Origin of the sequence: Echinicola salinicaeni (genome assembly GCF_014280965.1) — a bacterium.
GTDB classification, from domain to species: Bacteria; Bacteroidota; Bacteroidia; order Cytophagales; family Cyclobacteriaceae; genus Echinicola; species Echinicola salinicaeni.
Window position 1 is genome coordinate 251,832 of record NZ_JACODZ010000004.1, and the last position, 22,249, is coordinate 274,080.

Consider the following 22,249-nt stretch of genomic DNA (forward strand, 5'->3'; position numbering starts at 1 on the left):
TAGGTTCCTTTAAATATGAAAATAATTTGAAAACCCACAAGTAAGAATTGACAGTATTGGAAATTTCATATCCGTATTTTTATTAAAGCCAAAATAGTAATTAGTTCGAAAAGGGTTAAGGACGTATATTGTTCATAAACCCTTTTTATTTAGTATTTAATAGTATTATGAATAAGAAAATCACCTTTTGTTTAAGTGCAATGCTGCTGTGTGTGGCGGTAATGGCTCAGAAGACGGAAAATCTTTCTAAAAGATATCCCTTAATTCCCTACCCTTCTGAGTTGATAGCTAAAGATGGCGCTTTCAAACTATCTGCAGAAACAAAAATTCAATTGGAAAATGGGGAGTTGGATTTAAGTAATGAAGTAGCTTTCCTAAAGGAAATGCTAGAAGAATATGATTTGGATTCTGCCAAAGGTTCTACCAGTGGAAAGATACAATTATCATTTTCAAATGAAGTGGATGCAGAAGAAGGGTACTTTCTAGCTATTTCAAACAAAGAAGTGGTGATCAAAGCCAGTACCAATACTGGTTTTTTTAGAGGTGTTCAAGCTTTTGGGCAATTATTGCCAGTAAACCTTTCAGGTGAGCAACTATCTGAGATTGAAGTTCCGGCAGTAGAAATAAATGATGCCCCCAAATATGATTGGCGAGGGATGCACATTGATGTAGCAAGACATTTTTTTACTAAAGAGTATATTAAGAAATTTATTGATCGGCAGGCAAGGTACCAGTTTAACAAACTCCATTTGCATTTGACCGATGATCAAGGGTGGAGAATTGAAATCAAGCAATTTCCTAAGTTGACAGAAGTAGGAGCCTGGAGAACTTTTAATAAGCATGATAGTATATGCATGGAGCGGTCAGTAACCAATCCTGATTATATCATTGACCCTTGGAATATCAAGGAAGTCGATGGCAAGGAAGTTTATGGAGGTTTTTATACTCAGGAAGATATTAAAGAAATTATAGCCTATGCGGCAAAGAATCATATTGAAGTAGTGCCTGAGATAGATATGCCAGGGCATATGAGTGCTGCAGTAAGGGCTTATCCTTATTTGACAGGTGATCAAAAGACGGAATGGGGAGAGTTGTTTTCAAGCCCTTTGAACCCTTGTCAGGAAAGTACCTATGAGTTTGCAGAAAAAGTATTGGATGAGATCATGGCTTTATTTCCCAGCAAATACGTGCATATAGGGGCAGATGAAGTGGATAGGGAGTTTTGGGAGACTTCGATGTGCGAGGATTGGATGGAGGAGAATGGCATTGAAGATGTGGACAAACTACAAAGCTTCTTTGTGAATCATATGGAAGCCTATGTTAAATCAAAGGGAAAACAATTAATTGTGTGGGACGATGCCTTGGCAGGCGGGATCAGCCCGACGGCCCATGTGATGTATTGGAGGAGCTGGGTTAAAGACGCTCCTTTCAAAGCCGTAGAAAATGGTAATGAGATCATCATGTCGCCGGTTGGTGGAGGACTATATTTTGATTATGCACCAGATAAGAGCTCTTTGAGAAAAGTATATACAGTGAGTATTGTGCCAGAAGGATTTACTGCTGAGCAGGCCAATAAGGTCATCGGTGGACAAGCCAATATTTGGACAGAATATATTCCTTCAGAAGCAAGAGCAGACTATATGTATATGCCGAGGATGACTGCTTTGGCAGAAAGGTTATGGTCAGACCCAGAAGATTTTGAAGGATACCAAGAAAGGTTGAATAATCATTTTGCTTGGATGCAGAAGAAAGACATCAACTATCGTTTGCCAGACTTGAATGGCATTGCAGATAAGAATATGTTTGTAAAAAAAGGGAAATTGGATGTGAGCGCTCCAGTTGATTTTTTGACCATAAGGTATACAACAGATGGTAGCGCTCCAGCAATGGATGATGAAGTTTTGGAAAAGCCTTTAAAAGTGAAGACTGATACGGATTTTAAAATAGCAGCTTTTGGACCTTCAGGTAATAGGGGGGATGTGTATGAGGTGCCTTATAGAAAAACCACTTATTTAAAGGTAATAAATACCAAAGCGGTTTCAGGACAAAAAGGACTCATTATGCATTTCCATAAGGGGACATTCAAACAAACAGCGCTAATGGCTGACCATCAGGCCGATGAAACAAGGTTGATGGAGCAATTAAGTATACCTGAAGATTTAGCCAAAGGTGCCTTTGGAGCTGAGTTTATAGGTTATATCAATGTCCCAGAAAAAAGAATATATGACTTTATTTTGACTAGTGATGATGGGAGCAAACTTTATATTGGAGGGCGAGAGGTAATAGATAATGATGGATTTCACCCTGCGAAAGAAGTAAGTGGTCAGGTAGCATTAAACGCGGGACTTCACCCGATTAAGTTGGACTTTATCGAAGGTGGAGGGGGGCATACCCTTATTCTGGAATATATTGATCAAGAAGGTGAAAGAAAACCCGTTCCAACCGAATGGTATATTTCTAAATAAGCCTTTAAAATAGAAAGGAGACGATATGAATTTTAAACAAGTAGCATTTCTGTTATTATCAGGTATGGTAATGTTTTCATGTAACCAAAATGCTCAACATGAAAACAATATTGAAGATAGTGAGCTTGATCTTACTCAGTATGTCAATCAATATATTGGGGCTGGAGGGCATGGTCATGTGTTTGTAGGAGCGAACGTCCCATTTGGTGGTGTGCAATTAGGTCCTGTGAATTTGACAGAAGGTTGGGATTGGTGTTCGGGTTATCATATTTCGGATTCGACGCTTATTGGCTTTGCCCATACCCACCTGAGTGGTACTGGAATTGGTGATCTAGGGGATGTATTGGTCATGCCGATAGTGGGAGATACCAAGGTTTATAAAGGTGATCCAGAACAGCCAGAAACAGGATATTTCTCCTATTTCTCTCATGATAATGAGCAAATGAAACCTGGTTATTATGCGGTAGAGGTAGATAGATATGATGTCTTTGCAGAAATGACTGCTACAGAAAGAGTAGGTTTTCACCGATATACATTTCCGGGTAGTCAGCAATCCAAGATCCTCATTAATTTGAAACAAGGAATTGGCTGGGACAGCCCAACGGATACCCATATTAGGATGGTAAATGATACCACTATTTCAGGTTATCGTCATTCAAAGGGCTGGGCAGAGGACCAGAAATTGTTTTTTACGGCGGTTTTGTCAAAGCCAATACAGTCTTTTGACTTGTTTGATATGAATGAGCCTGTGGATGGTGATGAATATACTTCAAGAGCAGTAAAGGCCATATTGGGCTTTGAAACAGAGCAGGATGAGGAAGTGGAAATGAAAGTGGCGATTTCTCCTGTCAGTGAAGAAAATGCCTTGTTGAACCTTCAAGAAGAACTGCCTCATTGGGATTTTGATAAGGTGGTTGCTGATGCAGATAAAGCTTGGAATCATGAGCTCAACAAGATGCAGGTTGAAATGAAGGAGAAAGATGAACTGGTAAAGTTTTATACTGCTTTATATCATACCATGATAGCTCCATCAGTATTCAATGATGTGAATGGTGATTACAGAGGAACTGATGGTGAGGTGAGAAATGATCAGACTTTTACCAATTTGACAACGTTCTCTTTATGGGATATTTACAGAGGATGTAGTCCACTTTATACCATTACCCAACAGGATAGAATGGTGGATATGGTGGAGTCCATGTTGAAGATCTATGAGCAGCAAGGCAAATTACCTGTTTGGCATTTAATGGGCAATGAGACCAATACCATGCCCGGTTATAGTGCTGTTCCTATCATAGTTGATGCTTATTTGAAAGGGATTCCAATGGATGCTGAATTGGCATTTGAGGCAGTGAAAACCACCGCAATGAGGGATGAATTTGGACTGGACAAGGTGAAAAAGCTTGGATATATACCAGCAAATGATGAAGTAGAGAATGTTTCCAAGGGGTTGGAATATGCGCTCTCTGATTGGAGCATTGCTCAAATGGCCAAGGCTATGGGCAAGGAGGAGGATTATGAATACTTCTCGAAAAGGGGACAGTACTATAAAAATTACTTCGACCCTGAGGTTGGTTTTATGAGGGGCAAAGTTTCCGATACAGAATGGAGGGAACCATTTAGTCCATTTACATCCATACATATGAAAGGTGATTTTACAGAAGGTAATTCTTGGCAATATACTTTCTTGGTGCCTCAGGATGTAGAAGGTTTGGTTGAATTACTGGGAGGAAAAGAGGCTTTTATATCCAAGTTGGATTCCTTATTTATTGTAGAAGGAGATATGGGAGAGGAAGCCTCCAATGATATCACTGGTTTGATTGGTCAATATGCACAGGGGAATGAACCAAGTCACCATGTTACTTATATGTATGGTTACGTGGATCAGCAATATAAGACAGCAGAAAAAGTAAGGTATATTTTGAAGGAACTTTATGCTAATGATCCTGATGGCTTAAGCGGAAATGAAGATGTAGGGCAAATGTCAGCATGGCTGGTGCTTTCTTCTCTTGGTTTTTATCCGGTTAATCCTGCAGGGGGGACTTATGTTTGGGGTAGCCCTACTGTTGACGAAGCTACGATTCACATGGACAATGGAAATACCCTGAATTTGACAGTCGAGAATAACTCTTCAGAAAATATTTATATTCAAAAAATCACTTTTAATGGTGAACCGTATAGTACCAAGTTTTTGATGCATGAGGATTTGGTAAAGGGCGGTGATTTGCTGATTGAGATGGGGGCAAGTCCTAAAAAGTAAAGATTGGATTAATAAACAAAAAGCCCCAAGGTGAATGAACGCCTTGGGGCTTTTTGTTTAAAAACCGATTTCTAATTGGTCTGGTAGTAGCTTAAAGGATTTACGGTGGATTGGAGTAGGGCCTAATTCCAGTATGCCTTGTCGGTGCTGCCGGGTAGGGTAGCCAGCATTTTTCTCCCAGCCATACCCAGGGTATTCCTTGGCATATTCAGCCATTAAATTATCTCTATGAACCTTTGCCAAAATGGATGCAGCAGCTATGCTGGCATATTTACCATCTCCTTTTATAATGCAGTCATAAGGGATATTAAGGTTGTTTTTGAACTTGTTCCCATCTATCAAAAGGTGTTCTGGATCAGTTTTTAAAGCTTCTATGGCCCTGTTCATGGCAAGAAAAGAAGCGTTTAGGATATTGATTTGATCGATCTCTTCTACCGAGGCCTCAGCTACTGCCCAAGCTATGGATTTATCTTTAATTTCGCTTATCAGTCTTTCCCTGTTTCCCTTGCTTAATTTCTTGGAATCGTTAATGATTTCATTGGCAAAATCGTTGGGAAGAATGACTGCAGCGGCTACCACAGGGCCACAAAGGCAACCTCTGCCTACTTCATCACATCCAGCTTCCAATCTGTTAGCTTCTAAATAAGGTGACAACTTCATCTTCTACTTTTTCTTCCCTTGGAAAATATTTATGGATCATTTCAGCAATTAGTCCTGTCCAACCTGTTTGGTGGGAAGATCCAAGTCCCTTACCATTGTCTCCATGGAAATATTCAAAAAAGAGAATATAATCCCTGAAATGTGGATCGTTCTGCATTTTTTCGTTTTCTCCAAATACCGGTCTTTTGCCTTCTTGGTTTCTTTTGAAAATTTCAATGTTTCTTAGAGACAGTTCTTTCGCAATAATGTCCAAGGTGATAAATTTTCCAGATCCAGTTGGGTATTCAATAGGAAAATCTCCGCCATAATAATAATTGAACTTCTTAAGGGATTCCATGATCAGCCAGTTGATAGGAAACCAAATTGGACCACGCCAGTTGGAGTTGCCACCAAACATTCTTGTATCTGATTCACCAGGAGTGTATTTGACAGTATGTTTTTCACCATTTAGCCTCATGGAGTAAGGATGGTCTTTATGGTATTTAGAAACAGACCTTATTCCATAGTCAGAAAGAAATTCTTCAGGATCCAAAAGCTTGTTTAAAAGGCTTTTCATCCTGTGGCCCCGTAAGAGAGAGAACAAATGTCTTTTGTCCTTGCCTGGTTCTATCCAATTCGAAACAAGAGAAGCAAGCTTAGGTTTCTCTTTTAGAAAGAAATCCAACCGTTGTTTGAATTCAGTAAGGTTTTCATACATTTCTTCCTTTATGGGTTCCACTGCAAATAAAGGAATAAGTCCAACGATGGATCTTACTTTCATTCTTTTCGGAGCTTTGTCATCAATATGGAGGACATCATAAAAGAAGTTATCCTCATCATCCCATAAGCTGATGTTTTGCCCAGAGATATTATTCATGGCACCTGCGATATAAAGAAAATGTTCCAAAAACTTAGTGGCAGTGTATTGGTATACTTTATTTTTTTCGCAGAGATCTAGGGAAATCCTTAGCATATTCAGACAAAACATGGCCATCCAGGAGGTGGCATCTGCCTGTTCTAGTTTTGCGCCGAATTGATCCACATGTGAGCGATCAAATAGGCTGACATTATCCAAGCCCAAAAAGCCTCCTTCAAAGATGTTCTGTCCATCGCTATCCTTTTGGTTTACCCACCATGTGAAGTTAAGCATTAGTTTATGCAGGGCTCTCTCAAGGAATTCATAATCCGCCTCTCCACCATTCATTTTCCTGTCTATTTGGAAGACCCTTTGGATGGCATAAGCATGGATAGGAGGATTGACATCATTAAAATTCCATTCATAGGCAGGTATTTGCCCGTTGGGGTGCATGTACCATTCACTTAGTAGTACCAATAATTGATCCTTGGCAAATTGAGGGTCCATTCTGGCGATGGGGATACAGTGAAAGGCCAAATCCCAAGCTGCATACCAAGGATATTCCCATTTGTCTGGCATGGAAATTATATCATAGTTCTGCAGGTGACGCCAGTTGTGGTTCCTGCCTTTTTTTCTTTCTACGGGAGGGACATAACGCCCTGGGTCTCCCTCAAGCCAACGTTCTACATTATAATAGTAAAATTGTTTTCCCCACATCATACCTGCGTAGGCCTGTCTTTGGATGTTCCTGAGTTCTTCGTCAGTAACATGTCCTTGAAGATCTAGGTAGAATTCATCTGCATCATGGAGCCTGTTTTGAATGATTTCATCACATTCTTCCATGTTTACAGGGCTCGACTTGCGTTTCATCCTAAAGGTTACCTCTTTGGATTTTCCCGCTGGAATGAGGATTTTGTATAGGCCTGCAGCCTTCGTGCCAAAATTGTCAGGGTTAAGGTGTTTAGTTTTGCCCTCTACGACATAATCATTGATGGCATCTTTTAAGAATTTCTTCTGGTTGCCAATATCATATAGTTTTTCCCTATTGGTTTCGTTATCACAGAAAAGCAACTCTGGATTTCCGTCAAAGTGGAAATGGTAGTTGCCTGATTTGGGTGAAAAGGCCAGTATTTGATTTTCAGATTTCTTGGAAAGTTTTGGCAGGAAAGGCTCATGACCAGTAAACCAAGTCTTTCTGAACCAAATGGTGGGCATGACCCAAATCGTTGCATCCTCATTGCTCCTGTTATGGATAGTAGCTCTAGAGACGATGTCCTCAAAGTCTTCTTTGGCATATTCAATGAAGATGTCAAAATATTCATCCTGATCAAAAATACCCGTATCTATGATTTCGTACTCAGGATCCAGTTTTCCTCTTCTGGAATTTTCTTCTTCTAGGTCTTTATAGGGGAATTCATTCTGGGGATATTTATAGAGCATTTTCATATAACTATGTGTAGGCGTGCTATCTAGATAATAGTAAAGCTCCTTTACATCTTCCCCATGATTTCCTTGATTGCCTGTTAGACCAAATAATCGCTCCTTGATCATAGGGTCCTTACCATTCCAAAAGGCCCAAGCCAAGCAGAGTTTTTGCTTGTGATCGCTAAATCCACCTAAACCTTCTTCTCCCCATCGGTATGCTTTGCTTCTTGCATCTTCATGAGTAACATTCTCCCAAGCCGAACCGTCCGCACTATAGTCTTCTCTTACAGTACCCCATTGTCTTTCAGTTAAATAAGGTCCCCATTTTTTCCAATGTTTGATCCTATCCTGATCTTCTTTAAGTCTTAGTCTCTCTATATTCATGGAAATAATTTCAGGTCTTAAATGTTGAATTTACAAGTATTTTTAGAAAACTAATTTCCTTTGTGAGGTCCAATTTTAAAAAATGGTTCATTTTTTTTATCGAAAACGATTGCGCAGGATGGAAACGCACTTTTTTCAATTAAGTTTTTTTCTAAAATACTTTAAATTATAGGGTTTGATGTATTGATACTCCATGGATATTAAAGAATTTGACTTGAATTGGACGCTTATAAAGTGGAAGGTGAATTCGATTCAGCTATAATTTTTTCAAGCATTTTGGGTAATTGAAGTTGCCATTTTCTGAATGCTAGGTCATTCTTTTTTGCTCTGTCCAGATAATCTGAAAATAACTTGAAATCAAAGGAATGATGGGCCAGGCCAGCATGGGCATTTTGTGCATCAATGGCATTACAGGCTTGTTCATATTGGCCGGTTACGGGAATCATCATCACCTGTTTGCCCAAGTACATGGCTTCACAGACAGATTCGAAACCTGCAGTGCAGACCAAACCTTTACAGTTCGCCATTTTTTCAAGGAATTTCCGGTCATCAATTTGATGAAAGGTGATATTGGGTTGTGGTTTATAGATTTTTTCGCATTCTCTGCGATCCCAAAAAGCTTCTATTTTTATTTCAGGATTTTCTTGTGCAAATAAAACAATTTCTTCTGCATAACCTGAATTAACAATATAACTTAAGATATAATCTCCTTCCTTTGGGGTCAAACGGTGAATTTCTGATCTTAAAACCGGAGGAATGACAATCAGTTTTTTATGAGTGCTTTTGGGGTAATCCCTAAAGGAAAGGGCTAGCAGTTTGTCAGCTCCAAGTGCTGTTATAGAAGTGTTAAATTGGAATAATTTTTTCTGAATAAAGCTATTGGGAGCAAAAGGGAAAGATGAATGATAGATGAGGTATTGGTGCCCTATTGTCCAAAATGCTGCTTTTGGCCTAAAGAATAAATTATATATCCCTGCAAGTACATCATAAAAGTTGAGAATAATATCTGGTTGATCAACTTTTATCACCCGATCAAGTATCCTTAAGCTATGAATATATTTGTTGGACCTTAGGATGTTTTTCGTGATGGTTTTGAAAAGGTTGATTGATTTACCCTTTTTGTCAGTATGAAAGTTGGGACTTTCAAATTGTATTATAGGTGCTTTTAAGTTTTTACGGACAAATTCAGGTAACTGTCTTCTATTACTTTTACCAATAAGTATATGCTTGACTTCATGGCCCTGCTGCTCTAATATGGAAGCTAATGCAATGGCTTGGGTCATATGTCCCCTTCCTTCGCCCTGAACTATAAAAACAAATTTCATGATTCAAATGAAGATGGAGGAAGGATGATGTTGTCGTTTGAACCAAAGAAGGAAACTTCGCTATATTTATGAGGTGCTTTTAATGGGATGACCTTTTCATCTTTTGTAGACCTGGCAAAGTCCAATTCGTTATAATGAATCAATTGCCAGTTCCCTTCGAAATCCTCTGCCAGGGCACTCATGGTTTCTACCCAATCACCAGAATTATGGTAAGCAATTCCGTCTATCATTCTGGATTCCGCCTTATGGATGTGACCACAGATGATCCCATCACAGCCTTTTGCCTTGGCCATCTTGGCTAGTTCCTCTTCATATTTGTCAATATAGGATACAGCAGATTTGACTTTGTTTTTAACGTATTGGGAGAGGGAAAAATAGCTTAATCCTCTTTTTCTTCTGTAATGGTTTACAAAACGATTTAACCATAAAAGGAAAGTATAACCAATGTCTCCCAAGTAGGCTATCCATCTGAGATTAGTAGTGATACTATCAAAAACATCTCCATGAAGGACTAAGTATTTCTTGCCATGTGATTGGTAAATTATGTCCTTTTGAATGGAAAGGTTTCCGATCTCCAAAGGTAGAATTTGATCTAAAAAATCGTCGTGGTTTCCCCTAAGATAATATACCTTTGTATTATCATTATCGATCATTTTGAGAATTCTATTAAAAAATCGAGTGTGTTTCCTTTTCCATGATCCAGACTTTTTCAACTGCCACCCGTCAATAATATCCCCATTAAGGATAAGGTTTTCGCAATGATAGTTTTTCAAGAAGCGAACTACCTCTTTTGCTTTGGAGCCTTTTGTACCTAGGTGTAGATCAGAAACGACAATGGTCTTAAAATGTGTTTTCAAAGCTTTTCCTATTTTTATATCAATATATAAACTGCTAATTAACTGATTGTGAAGCGGGTATTACTATATTGATATGGATTGAGAATGTTCTAGCTTAAAAATTTCCTTAATATTAAATATTGTTACAAAAAGCATTAAATATATTTTGAAAGGATAAAAAATGTATTTAATGTTTTTGTTTTGTTTTTTTTATTACGTTATTACAATATAATGTCATTGGCCAGATTTACAAGGGTTTATATAAATAAAGGATGTGGGCTTAAAGATGTTTTAATAGATGACCTTAGTGCTTTTTAGTGAGTCAATACACTGCCGGTTTGAATTCGGGTGACACTTATTGATGGGTAATTGATTTAGATAGCAAATTATCAGGCTTTTTTAAAATTGGCTTTTAAAATATCAAATGGTTGATAGTTGCTACGCCTCCTAGAAGGCAAGTCATTGGTTATATGTATTACCAATTTAGCATAGGAATTAAATGGTTTTTTAATTATGTCCAAAATGGAGCTAATTGAAGAGGGGAAAGCTAGCACCTCAAAAATATCAAGCCCAAATCTTAAGCAAAAGAAAGTTTTTTTGCTTGTAGGAAAAGAAGCATTTGAACAGATGGATGATGATGGCTTTATACACCAATGGACTGTGCTTTATGAGAAGTGTCCTTGGGCTACTGTATTTCAGAGCAGAGAGTATGTTGTCTCCTGGTATTTGGCGTTCAAAGATGAGTATGAACCTTTAATTGTGATCTCATCGGATCACGAGGGAAATCTCACTGGTTTATTGACGATGACCATTCCAAAAGACAATATAGATAATTCTAAGAAAATTAAAATCCAGGGAGCGGGGCTCTACGAGGCAGAGTATCAAGTTTGGTTAGTTGAGAAAGATCAAAATGAAATGTTTATCAAAAGGGCTTTTGATCTCATCTTAAACCAATTCCCAAAAGCAGATATATTATTTAGGTATGTGCCTGATAAAGGTCTAATAGCTGGTTTTGAGAAGTCCAGCAAGTGGAAGTATAAGCGGGTCATTCAGCCCTTCAGAAGGCCCTTAATGAATACAAAATCCCCTCAAATCTTCAATGTTATCACCCCCAAAAGCCAGTATAAGGCAAAGCTCAAAAAATTAAAAAGACTCAAAGGATATAATTTTAGAAGGATTACCGAAAAGCATGAATTTGAAGAAATATTTCCTCAGATCATAGATCAGTTTGACTTTAGGCAGGCAGCCATGTTCAATAAAAGTCAGTTTAGGGAAAGTCCACAAAAAATGGATTTTTATTTAAAACTTTTTGAGAAGGGTTTGCTTCATGTGACTGTACTTTCAATTAAAGGAGAAGTGCTAGGCTCAATGGTTGCCCTAAGAGGAAAAAATTGGGTTCATTTACAGGGAATTAATACCTATTCGCCTATTTATGCAAAGTACTCACCTGGGATTATCCTTTTTTATCTTTTGGGTGAATTGCTTGTAAGTGATGGAGTTGATGTTTTTGATTTGACACCTGGCTGGGACAAGTACAAGGAAAATTGGAAGACAGAAAGTGATGCTGTATATAGTTTTGTACTGACCAAAGACCCCGTTTTTTACCTAAAGAGAAAATTCCGCGTTTTCATTTATGGGGTTTTACTGAAAATGAGATTTCGACCTATGTCTGTAGAGTTGTTTTGGAGTAAACAGTGGTATATGGTGAAAAATAAAGGAATTTGGAGCTATGTTTTTGGCAGAGGTAATATGGGGCTCAGTAAGAAAAATGTGAGTTTTTATTTTTTTAAGGGTGAATCCATAGTTGGAAGGGAAGTTTCTATTAGAAAGAATTCAATAAAAGATTTGTTGAAATATAAGCATGTTAAGCCTGGTCTTACGCGGTGGGAATTTATGGAAAATGCTATGTACAGTTTAAGTGGACAAAATACTATCTATACACATGCTAAGGGGGACTGTTTATTGGCCTGTGCCAAGGTTTATAGGGGAAAGAATGGAATTGTTAAAGAAAAATCTTTAGGAAAGGATGTCAGGTTTATGGAGCTGATTTACAGTCATGTTGAATATGAGGACCAGGTAAGTGATTTTATTCTTTCTGTAGTGAATGCTGTTTTGGATCCTAACGAGGATATAAGGGTTTGTTTAATTATAGAGGATAGGAATAAAGCGCTAAATCAGGTAATTCAAAATTCTGAATTCAGGCCAGCATTAGTCTGATAACTTATCCAAGACATTTAAGCCATAAAGAACATAAGTTTTAAATACAGAAATCATGCATCAAAAGAACGGTTGTCCGGAAGAAAAAAACTGTTCCCAAACAAGAATATTGATTGGGATGGAGGTGCTGGATATTCTCAAAGATCGGAGCTTCTTGAGAAGCTGGATTGAGTTGTATGAGGATTGTCCTTGGTCCACCATCTTTCAAAGTCCCCAGTTTGTTGTTGAATGGTATGAAGCTTTTTTTCAGGACTTCGAGCCTATTATGATTTTTTCCAATTCTTTAGGAACATTATCAGCTGTGATCTTCCTCAGCAAAGGGAGAGGATTCAGAGATGAAATCACCGGAGTAGGAAAAGGAGACGGATTGTATCAAACCTGGTTAGCTAGAGAAAATGACTACGGTGTTTTTTTAAAAAATGTAATAAAATTATTAAGATCAAAGTTCAATAAAAGTAAACTAGTATTAAGCTGCATTCCTAATGGTGCTCCCATTGCGTGGATGGAAAATGACCCATCGCTTGATGGATATGGGGAATTAGTGCCTATAAACAGGCCTCATGTGGAGCTGAAAGAAGGAGTAGTCAGGAAATTGACTAAGAAAAAGCAGTTTAGAGAGGATCGTAATCGCTTAAAAAGAATTGGAGATTTAACTTTTGAGCAAATTTCTGGTAAAGATAAGATTAACTCGGTGTTAGAGGATTTGGTGGTTCAATATGATTTTAGGCAAGGGGCGATCCATAACCGAACTCCTTTTAGGGATAATCCCCAAAAGAAAGCCTTTTATACAAGGTTGTTTGAGAAAGGATTGATGTTTCTATATGTTCTTAAATTGGACGGAAAAATCATTTCATCAATATCTGGAACATACGGAAAGGGAGGCTGGTCCCATGGTGCAGGAATTAACACCCAATCCATCCAATATTCAAGACATTCACCGGGATTTTTGATTTTTATAATGCTTATCAATGATTTGTATGAAAAACAGGGAGGGATCCTTGATCTGACGATAGGGGGGCAGGCATATAAAGACAGGTTGGCAAATACCTCGGATACAGTTTATAAACTTACAGTTTACCCCCAAAAGAAAAATCCACTGTCTTCTAGGATAAAATCCCTTTTGAATAAATGGGGCAATGCTTTCATTGCCAATGTCTATAAAAATCCGAAAGTAGCAAAATCGAAACTGAGACATAAGTGGGGCTTACGCAAAGAGCAAATTTCCCTTATAAAAAGATTTGGTCTTAGTTCATGGGTGAAGCATCCGTTCCTGCCCACTGAAGTAATAAATGATAAATATTTCATTTTGGATAAAGAATCAAATTTGCCGCAGGAAGACCCCTCGACTGAGATAAATTATAATTCCTTAAAAGATTTGCTGAATTTTGAACCTGATGGGGTATTACTTACCAGACAGCAATTTTTGTTTGATTGTTTGAAAAAGTTACAACAAGGTGATATCCCCATAACTTGGACAATAAAAGGAGGGCTTATTGGGTCAGTTTGGTTAAAGTCAAAATTCAAAGACAAGAAGCGGCCTAATGAATCCAAAATTTCCGAAGATTCACCTGTATTGCATGGCTTGTACCTTCATAAAAAATATCAAGATAAGCTACCAACATTTTTAGTGAAAGTGAAACAGAAAGTAGCCGAGCTAACAGATAAAGAAAACCTTTGTCTATCAGCAAACGAAAAAATAAAATCAAAACATACAGGACTCAAAGAATTGGTTTGAGAAAAATCCTGAAACCTTATATAACGATTTCATAATGGAATTAAATTACTCAGAGATCAATTACTTGTACAAGATATTTTTGAAGAGATTTTAATGAATATTCCTCCTTGCTGATTAATGAAAATTGGGAGATTAAGCATTGAAGATTAATTTAAATGTGGTGCCTGATCCAATAGTCGATTTGACCTGAATATTGCCTTTATGCCTTCTCATTATTTGTTTGGATAGGCTGAGGCCAATACCTGATCCTTTTTGTTTGGTCGTAAAGAAAGGAATAAAGATCTTGTTGAGCGCTTCTTCTTCAATTCCTCTACCCGTATCACTTATTTCAATAATGATTTTTCCTGCCTCATCAATAAAGGCGCTAAGTGAGATTTTTTTCTCTTCAGATTCCTCTACAGCATGGATAGCATTTTGGATAATATTAATCAGTACCTGCTCAATCAAAGAACTATCAGCGAATAACAGTAAATCTTCAGGTTCTATGTTTTTCTCACATTTAATGCTTAACTCATCTATCTGATGGCTGAAAAGCGTAGCCAGTTGTTCAAAGAGTTCATTAATTTTAATTGCTGAGAATTTAGGGACAGGGATGTGGGCCAAGCTTCTGAAATCGCTGACAAAATCAATCAAGCCTTCACTGCGTTTTTCTATGGTCGCTATTCCCATTAAATAGTCTTCTACATCATGGATAGGAATATTGCTTCCCTTATCCATTTGTGATTGAATATCGGTCTTAATAGTGGAGGCCAATGAAGAAATAGGGGCAATGCTGTTCATGATTTCATGGGTCAAGACCCTTACTAGGTTTTGCCAAGCTTCCATTTCTTTTTCCTCAAGTTCACTTTGGATATTCTGCAGGGAGACAAGTTTGAACTTGACATCTCGAAGTACCAGTTCAATGACATAAACAGAAAGCTGCATAATACCATCCGGATGGGCGATTTTTATCAATTCGCTGCCTCCGGTGCGCAGGTTTTTGATGGCAAAGTGTAATTCTTTATTGACTTCTTCAATTTCCTCTATGTGGCTGAGCTGATCTATATTGAGCATCCTTTTGGCTGCTGTATTGAGGATCTGAACCTGTCCGTCTTCCTCAAAGGTGATCAGGCCAATACTGAGGTGTTGAAATACAGATCTGAAATATTGGTAATTGGCTTCCTTTTCTGCTTGGTCTTCCTTTAGCTTTGCCAAAATGGCATTGAATTCAATGTGGAGGTCGTCAGTTTCGGTTCCATCAAATTTGACAGGATAGACCGTCGAATAATTATTTTGTTTGATATTGTCTAAAAATTGCCTGACCTTTTTGAAACTGCTTTCTGCATAGTTGACCAGGAAAATCAATTGGGCAATAACCAAAATGATAAATAAGGAAGTGATGAAAACACCGGCTTCATTTAGTATTGCATAGGAAAGTATGAAGAGGGTCATGGAAAGTAAGACCACTCTTCCTAGTAACCCGACTTTATAATCCATATTTTTCTAATCTTCTGTACAAAGAAGCACGGGTCAGCCCCAGCTCTTTGGCTGCCTTGGAGATATTTCCTCCATTCTTATCAATCGCTTTTTGAATCACGTTTTTTTCTACTTCGTCCAGGTTGAGACTGGTGTTATTGCTGACTTTTTCAGCTATTGGTTTTGAAGAAAGGAAAAAGAAATCCCTGCTATCCAGTTCGTTACCCTCAGCCATAATGATGGCTCTTTCTATGGCATGTTGAAGCTCTCTGATATTTCCAGGCCAGCTATAATGCTGCAAGAGCTGAATAGCGGCAGGTTTAAAGCCACTGAATTCTTTTCTGTATTTTTTAGCATAGACTTTTAGAAAATGATTCGCCAGTAAAGGGATGTCATCTTGCCTATCGCGCAATGGTGGCAGGAAGATTTCCACCGTGTTGATTCGGTACAATAAATCTTGCCTGAAGCTATTTTCCATGACCATATCATGGACTTTCATATTAGTGGCACTGATTAATCTGATATCGACGGGAATGGATTTGTTGGTGCCTATTCTGGTGACTTCTCTTTTTTGCAATGCTGTCAGTAGCTTTGACTGTAAGGGCATGCTTAGATTACCGATTTCATCCAAAAAAAGAGTGCCTTTGTCCGCTACTTCAAACCTACCAGCCCTGTCTTCCTTGGCATCTGTAAAAGCGCCTCTTTTATGACCAAATAGTTCACTTTCAAATAAAGTCTCGGTGATTGCTCCCATGTCGACTCCGACAAATATCTCGTCGTTTCTCAAAGACCTATCATGGATAGCTCTGGCAATAAGCTCTTTTCCTGTTCCATTTTCTCCCAGTATGAGCACATTGGCATCAGTTTGGGCGACCTTGTCAATGATCGAAAAAATGTTTTTCATCGCGGCACTTTGCCCAATGATTTCTGAAAATGGCTTTTTCAGGTCTGCTTGTAATTGTTTTGATTTTCTGGAAATTGAATCTACCTGATTATAGCTTTCTTTTAGTCTACTTGCAGCGGTTAAAGTGGCCAAAAGTTTTTCGTTTTGCCAAGGTTTTAGGATAAAATCAGTAGCGCCTTCTTTTAAGGCCTGTACGGCCATTTCGACATCGCCAAAGGCGGTAATTAAAATTACCACAGATTTTGGATCGATTTCTTTGATTTGTTTTAGCCAATGAAAGCCTTCCTTTCCCGATGTGGTATCCTCGGTAAAGTTCATGTCCAATAAAATTACATCGTAACTGTTATTGTTTACTAAAAATGGAATGCGTCTAGGGTCCTTTTCTATGGTTACTTCTTTAGCATATTTTTTTAATAGCATTTTTGCAGCGAAAAGTAGGTCTTCATTATCATCTACTATCAGTATTTTTCCGAGACTTTTTTCTTCCATTGTTATTTTGATTTTGTAATGTTATTAACATTCAATTGCTTAAATAATGCCATAATTGAATATAGGCAAAATAACAGTAAATGAGGGGTTTTTTATAAAGATATGTTCGGAATTGAACAAAAAAAGGACGAATATGAACGCTTTTTAAATCAAATATGGGATTCTTTTTTATCCCTTTCAAAAAGTATTACCTTTATCATTATTCACAAAAATAATTAATTAAATGTCTGTAGCAACTAAAGGAAGTACAGTAAAAGTACACTACACAGGGAAGTTAAAGGACGGTACTGTTTTCGATTCTTCAGAAAATAGAGAACCTCTTCAATTTACAGTAGGTGATGGAAATATGATTAAAGGTTTCGATCAGGCTGTAGATGGTATGGAGGTAGGACAAGGTAAAAGCGTAACTATCCCTTCAGATGAGGCTTATGGTGCCAAGAGAGATGATATGATGATTGATGTGCCAATCGAACAAGTTCCTGCAGATATCAAGCCTGAAGTAGGTATGGATCTGTCTATTCAAAATCAACAAGGTCAACCAGTACCAGTAAAAGTGGTTAAGGTGGATACGGAAAAGATTGTTTTGGACGCAAATCACCCACTTGCTGGAGAAGATTTGGTTTTCGATATAAAATTGGTTGAGATCGCTTAATTAAATTTTAGCATTTCATATCACATAATAAAAAAAACCGGCTAGGCCGGTTTTTTTTATTCATTTTTTGAAGATTCGTCTTGATTTTCATCTTCATCAAAGTCTTTATTTAGCTCATCCACTTTTTTTTTACCTTGAGGATTGGCGTAGATGCTTTTCGTTTTATTGTATTTTGAATTGCCCACTTCCACCACAAAGAGTTGACTGCTAACATAAGAAAAGTCGTAAGTTTTTTGCAAGCCATCTTCAGGCATTAAGGCATCTTCAAGTATTAAGTTACCAATAATGTCAAAAACTTTTACAGTGGTTTTGGTTGGGATCTTTTCTTCCAATACTATTTTAAATTTCTTTTGCCCAGTAGGTTTTAAATCAAAGTCTACATCAGGTTTGTTTAGATTTTTCGGGAAAGTAAGATTGGTCTCCGATTTTTTCAGGAAATTCTGGGCACTATATTTCATTGCTACTCCTGATCCAAAATACAGGAAAGCGAATATAAAAAGGAAGTGTTGAATTTTTCTTGGTAAAGGTTTTGTCATTTGATCGCAAAATTGCAAAAATCAAACCATAAATCGAATGTTTTTTAAATAATTGTAAGAAATATTCTAATAATTATTTTTACTGTTAATGTAACTGAAGATTGATAACTAATATTTGAATAATCAAAATTGATACTAAGCTTATGAATAATGTAGCTTATCTAAGAATAGTATAGTATTATTGATAAAGAATCTTTTTTGAATAGTGTTTACTTTTTGATGTATTCCCCTTTAAAAACTTTAAGTAAGCTGGAATTATAAAAAATAAAAAGGTCTTGGTAGGTAGCCACTTTCATATTTTGGACAGGGACATTGAATATTTCTTTCTTTCCTGACAAATAGTCTACCTTGATTAGTTGATTTGCAGATGTAGTATATATATTGTTTCCTGAAAAAGATAATTTTTGCTCCGTGATCAATTCGATCTTACCTATATAGTTGGCTTGGTTATCAAATAGAAAAATTCCCTTGTCTTGAACATTGATAAAAAGTGTGTTTTGGTATTCTGTAATTTCAGTAATTGTTAGATAGGTATCATCGAAAATAAGATTGAGAGATTGTTCTTGTAAAATCACATTTCTTCGATAATCATATTGGATTAAGGAAAAATTGGTTTCATCATAAAGCCATATTTTTTGATTATTGCCCAAGGAAGCGGCCCGAATATTACCTAATTCTAAGTTATTTAATCTGCTTGAAAATCGAGGACTCATAAATCGATCTAATATCTCAAAACGTTGGAGGTCGCTTGAAAAGGTAAAAATATTTAAGGTTCTTCCTGCTTCAAGTTGACTTAAGGTTCCTTGGAATTCGGGAGAATAATGATTGGTTGAATCCCCAGAAAGGTTGTATTGGTCCAGATTACCTCTTGAGTCTGCTATTAAGACTTTGCCATCATTGTCAATATCAACTAGGCTGATGCTTTTTTCTTTAAGATCGAAAATTGCTTTCCATTTTATTTCTTGCCCGTAACTTAATAGTGAATTCAAGGAAAAAAGAAAGAAGATCAACCAGCATCTCATTTTTCGAATTTCTTTAGTTTTAATTCTTTTCCATTGAATTCAGCGAAAGTGTTTTGACTTAGCCATTCTCCCAGGTTAATGTATTTGGAATTTTTACCCACTGGTAGTTCTAAAGGTAAATGTCTATGGCCAAATATATAATAGTCAAAGTGCATTTTATCTTCAACATTTTTACAGTATTCCCATAGCCATTCGCCATTCCCTAAGAACTTGTCTTCATTTTTTGCCATATTACTGCTTCTGCTTTGGCTAGACCATTTGTGAGCAATCGCCAAGCCAATATCAGGATGAAGCCATTTAAATATGAATTGACAGACTTTGCTGGTAAAAAACTTTTTAAGGATTTTATATTTTTTATCACCTGGCCCCAGTCCATCTCCATGACCAATTAGGAATTTCTTATGATTGATTTCAAGGTTTATTGGATTGTGATAAACGGGGATATTTAACTCTTTGGTAAAGTAATCTTTCATCCATAGGTCATGATTCCCAGTGAAAAAGAAAATGGGAATTCCCCTGTCTCTTAATTGAGCTATTTTGCCCATGAACCTGATGAAACCTTTAGGGATAACTGTGTCAAACTCAAACCAAAAATCAAAGAGATCACCAACCAAAAATATAGCAGCTGCTTCGTTTTCTATGCTCTTCAGCCATTTGATGATTTTATCTTCCCTTTTTCTACTGGTTTTATGGTCGGGTGAACCCAAATGAAAATCAGAAGCGAAAAATATTTTTTGGTTTTCCTTAAGGTTGATGTTCATGTATGATCTGAAAGAATATGTTAAATGTAAGCAAAGGCTAATTTATAGGTTGACAGTACGATACTGCAGATATTAATTATGCCTGCTTGATCGTTTTGGTTGTCAAAGTTAGCAATCTTTTGATTATTGGAAAGGTAAGTTTTGCGGACTATATGTGGCTGAAAACAAAAAAAGCTTCCCTAATCAAATAGGAAAGCTTTTTTTGAATCATGTATTTTAAAGTATTCAGTCCTTTTTCTCGCTAAGGCTTTCTTCAACATCTGAAGAACTATCACCTTTCTTAGTGGCTGATTTCTTTTCCTCTAATTCTTTTTCGTCAACTTTTCTGGTAAATGCTTCATAAGTAGTTTCACTGTCAAAAGGTCGTTTACCAATAAGTTTTTCTAGGTCAGATTGGAAGATAATCTCTTTTTCCAATAGCTCTTGGGCCAAGGTCTCCAATTCTGGTTTTCGATGACTCAAAAGGTCTTTGGTTCTTTCGTATGCAAAGTTGATTAGCTTTCTAACTTCCTCATCAATCGTTTCCGCAGTGGACTCAGAGTAAGGCTTGCTGAATTTGTAATCATTTCCTTTGCTGTCATAGAAAGAGACATTGCCAATTTTATCATTCATACCATAGACCGAAACGATAGAATAAGCCATTTTGGTAACTCTTTCCAGATCACTAAGTGCACCTGTTGAAATCTTGCCAAAGACAATTTCTTCCGCAGCACGGCCACCAAGTGTCATGCACATTTCGTCAATCAATTGCTCTGTTTGATAAAGGAATTGTTCTTTTGGCAAATATTGCGCATAACCTAATGCAGCAATCCCCCTTGGTACAATACTTACCTTTACCAAAGGATCAGCATGCTCCAAGAACCAGCCTGCCACGGCATGGCCAGCTTCATGATAGGCAACAATCTTTTTCTCTTCCGGAGAAATGATTTTGTTTTTCTTCTCAAGACCACCAATCACCCTATCAACGGCATCTTGGAAATCCTGCATATCAACAGCTGCTTTATTTCTTCTTGCGGCAATAAGGGCCGCTTCATTACAAACATTGGCAATTTCAGCACCAGCAAATCCTGGAGTTTGAGCTGCCAGTTTTTTAGGGTCAATATCAGAGCTGGTCTTGATAGGTTCTAGGTGAACCTTGAAAATGGCTTCTCTACCCAAAATGTCAGGCTTGTCAATACTGATCTGACGGTCAAATCTACCTGCTCTCAATAGGGCGCTATCCAATACATCAGGTCGGTTAGTAGCAGCCAATACAATGACGCCAGTGTCCGTACCGAAACCATCCATTTCTACCAATAGTGAGTTCAGTGTGTTTTCACGCTCGTCATTAGATCCTGGCATTTGGCCTTTACCTCTAGAACGTCCAATGGCATCTATCTCATCAATAAAGATGATACAAGGTGCTTTTTCTTTGGCCTGCTTGAAGAGGTCACGCACCCTGGCGGCACCTACACCTACAAACATTTCGACAAAGTCAGAACCTGAAAGTGTGAAGAACGGAACACCTGCTTCACCAGCCACTGCTTTTGCCAACAAGGTTTTACCAGTACCTGGAGGTCCTACCAATAAAGCGCCCTTAGGAATTTTACCACCTAGCTTGGTGAATTTGGACGGGTTCTTTAGGAATTCAACAATTTCTTGTACTTCCTCTTTGGCCTCATCCAATCCGGCTACATTGTCAAAAGTGATTTTGACCTTGTTTTCGGCATCAAACAGTTGGGCTTTGGATTTACCCACATTGAAAATCTGGCCACCTGGTCCACTTGGTCCAGCCATTCTTCTCATCATGATCCAGAAAAGGAAGAATACCAAGATCAAGAAGCCAAAGCTACCAAACCAGTTGCCCCAACTTTCTTCTTTTTTGGCCGAAGTGCCTATTCTTTGTTCTTCAGGAAGTTTCTCCTCTAATTTGTCAAAATCTTCTTCAAATTTATCAACTGACGCTACTGTTATTTTATAGTGAGGGCCAGTGGGATTAAAGAAAGGGTTTTGGGATTCTAGTTCGTCTTTATAACGCTGATTCTCCAGAGCTTCCTCTTTAAGGGTGACTTCCACATAATTTTGGTTGTAGACCACCACTACCTTCTTCACATCATTGCTCAGGATCATGTCCTCAAACCGATTCATTGTTATATCAATGACAGCACTCCTTTGGTTAAAGTAGGTGATGCCGATAAGCACAATTACAGCCGTGACGATTAGCCAAAGCTGAAAATTGGGCTTTTGGGGCGGTTTGGGAATGAATTTTTTATTTTTGTTTTTATCACTCATCGTTTAAATATTAATTC

The 22,249-nt window shown here is 37.6% G+C and carries 15 protein-coding genes; 5 read left to right on the forward strand and 10 right to left on the reverse strand.

Annotated elements, in window-relative coordinates:
* Nucleotides 1–167 precede the first annotated feature (167 nt).
* The gene (locus H7U17_RS09040) at nucleotides 168–2,465 is read left to right on the forward strand and encodes a family 20 glycosylhydrolase (protein ID WP_186756385.1); all 2,298 of its coding nucleotides are present in this window, start codon (nucleotides 168–170) and stop codon (nucleotides 2,463–2,465) included.
* Between the two features lie 25 nt (nucleotides 2,466–2,490).
* A complete protein-coding gene (locus H7U17_RS09045) occupies nucleotides 2,491–4,725 on the forward strand; it encodes a GH92 family glycosyl hydrolase (RefSeq protein WP_186756386.1) in 2,235 nt (744 codons plus the stop codon).
* 57 nt (nucleotides 4,726–4,782) lie between these two features.
* On the opposite strand, the gene H7U17_RS09050 is transcribed toward H7U17_RS09045, so the two are convergent.
* From H7U17_RS09050 to H7U17_RS09065, 4 genes are all read right to left on the reverse strand, one after another.
* A complete protein-coding gene (locus H7U17_RS09050) occupies nucleotides 4,783–5,385 on the reverse strand; it encodes a ribonuclease HII (protein WP_186756387.1) in 603 nt (200 codons plus the stop codon).
* The gene (locus H7U17_RS09055) at nucleotides 5,357–8,029 is read right to left on the reverse strand and encodes an MGH1-like glycoside hydrolase domain-containing protein (protein WP_186756388.1); all 2,673 of its coding nucleotides are present in this window, start codon (nucleotides 8,027–8,029) and stop codon (nucleotides 5,357–5,359) included. The genes H7U17_RS09050 and H7U17_RS09055 overlap by 29 nt, the downstream gene beginning before the upstream one ends.
* Before the next feature lie 227 nt (nucleotides 8,030–8,256).
* Entirely contained in the window at nucleotides 8,257–9,354 is a 1,098-nt protein-coding gene (locus H7U17_RS09060) for a glycosyltransferase family protein (protein WP_186756389.1), read from the reverse strand.
* Nucleotides 9,351–10,211, reverse strand: a complete 861-nt coding sequence (locus H7U17_RS09065; protein WP_186756390.1) for a UDP-2,3-diacylglucosamine diphosphatase — start codon at nucleotides 10,209–10,211, stop codon at nucleotides 9,351–9,353. The genes H7U17_RS09060 and H7U17_RS09065 overlap by 4 nt, the downstream gene beginning before the upstream one ends.
* 501 nt (nucleotides 10,212–10,712) lie before the next feature.
* Between H7U17_RS09065 and H7U17_RS09070 the strand changes: the two genes are divergently transcribed.
* Nucleotides 10,713–12,407 carry a GNAT family N-acetyltransferase gene (locus tag H7U17_RS09070; protein ID WP_186756391.1) on the forward strand — a complete coding sequence of 565 codons (1,695 nt, stop codon included), beginning with the start codon at nucleotides 10,713–10,715 and terminating at the stop codon, nucleotides 12,405–12,407.
* Nucleotides 12,408–12,462: 55 nt separating this feature from the next.
* Nucleotides 12,463–14,142: a GNAT family N-acetyltransferase gene (locus H7U17_RS09075; protein WP_186756392.1), complete on the forward strand. Its 1,680-nt coding sequence runs from the start codon at nucleotides 12,463–12,465 to the stop codon at nucleotides 14,140–14,142.
* A gap of 132 nt (nucleotides 14,143–14,274) precedes the next feature.
* Here H7U17_RS09075 and H7U17_RS09080 read toward each other — a convergent pair whose 3' ends face one another.
* On the reverse strand, nucleotides 14,275–15,618 hold the full coding sequence (locus tag H7U17_RS09080; RefSeq protein ID WP_186756393.1) for a sensor histidine kinase: 1,344 nt from the start codon (nucleotides 15,616–15,618) through the stop codon (nucleotides 14,275–14,277).
* On the reverse strand, nucleotides 15,608–16,990 hold the full coding sequence (locus H7U17_RS09085; protein ID WP_186756394.1) for a sigma-54-dependent transcriptional regulator: 1,383 nt from the start codon (nucleotides 16,988–16,990) through the stop codon (nucleotides 15,608–15,610). The genes H7U17_RS09080 and H7U17_RS09085 overlap by 11 nt, the downstream gene beginning before the upstream one ends.
* 223 nt (nucleotides 16,991–17,213) lie before the next feature.
* Here H7U17_RS09085 and H7U17_RS09090 point away from each other — a divergent pair, with 223 nt between their 5' ends.
* The gene (locus tag H7U17_RS09090; RefSeq protein WP_186756395.1) at nucleotides 17,214–17,642 is read left to right on the forward strand and encodes an FKBP-type peptidyl-prolyl cis-trans isomerase; all 429 of its coding nucleotides are present in this window, start codon (nucleotides 17,214–17,216) and stop codon (nucleotides 17,640–17,642) included.
* A gap of 56 nt (nucleotides 17,643–17,698) precedes the next feature.
* On the opposite strand, the gene H7U17_RS09095 is transcribed toward H7U17_RS09090, so the two are convergent.
* The 4 genes from H7U17_RS09095 to ftsH all read right to left on the reverse strand — a co-directional run bounded on the left by H7U17_RS09095 (nucleotide 17,699) and on the right by ftsH (nucleotide 22,232).
* Nucleotides 17,699–18,178, reverse strand: a complete 480-nt coding sequence (locus H7U17_RS09095; RefSeq protein ID WP_230981339.1) for a hypothetical protein — start codon at nucleotides 18,176–18,178, stop codon at nucleotides 17,699–17,701.
* Between the two features lie 209 nt (nucleotides 18,179–18,387).
* Nucleotides 18,388–19,200 (reverse strand): hypothetical protein, encoded by an 813-nt coding sequence (locus H7U17_RS09100; protein WP_186756396.1) that lies wholly within the window; start codon nucleotides 19,198–19,200, stop codon nucleotides 18,388–18,390.
* Complete coding sequence (locus tag H7U17_RS09105; protein WP_186756397.1) at nucleotides 19,197–19,961, reverse strand: UDP-2,3-diacylglucosamine diphosphatase; 765 nt, start codon at nucleotides 19,959–19,961, stop codon at nucleotides 19,197–19,199. The genes H7U17_RS09100 and H7U17_RS09105 overlap by 4 nt, the downstream gene beginning before the upstream one ends.
* A gap of 225 nt (nucleotides 19,962–20,186) precedes the next feature.
* Nucleotides 20,187–22,232, reverse strand: coding sequence for an ATP-dependent zinc metalloprotease FtsH (ftsH, locus tag H7U17_RS09110; protein WP_186756398.1), 2,046 nt, complete (start codon nucleotides 22,230–22,232; stop codon nucleotides 20,187–20,189).
* Nucleotides 22,233–22,249: the final 17 nt, after the last annotated feature.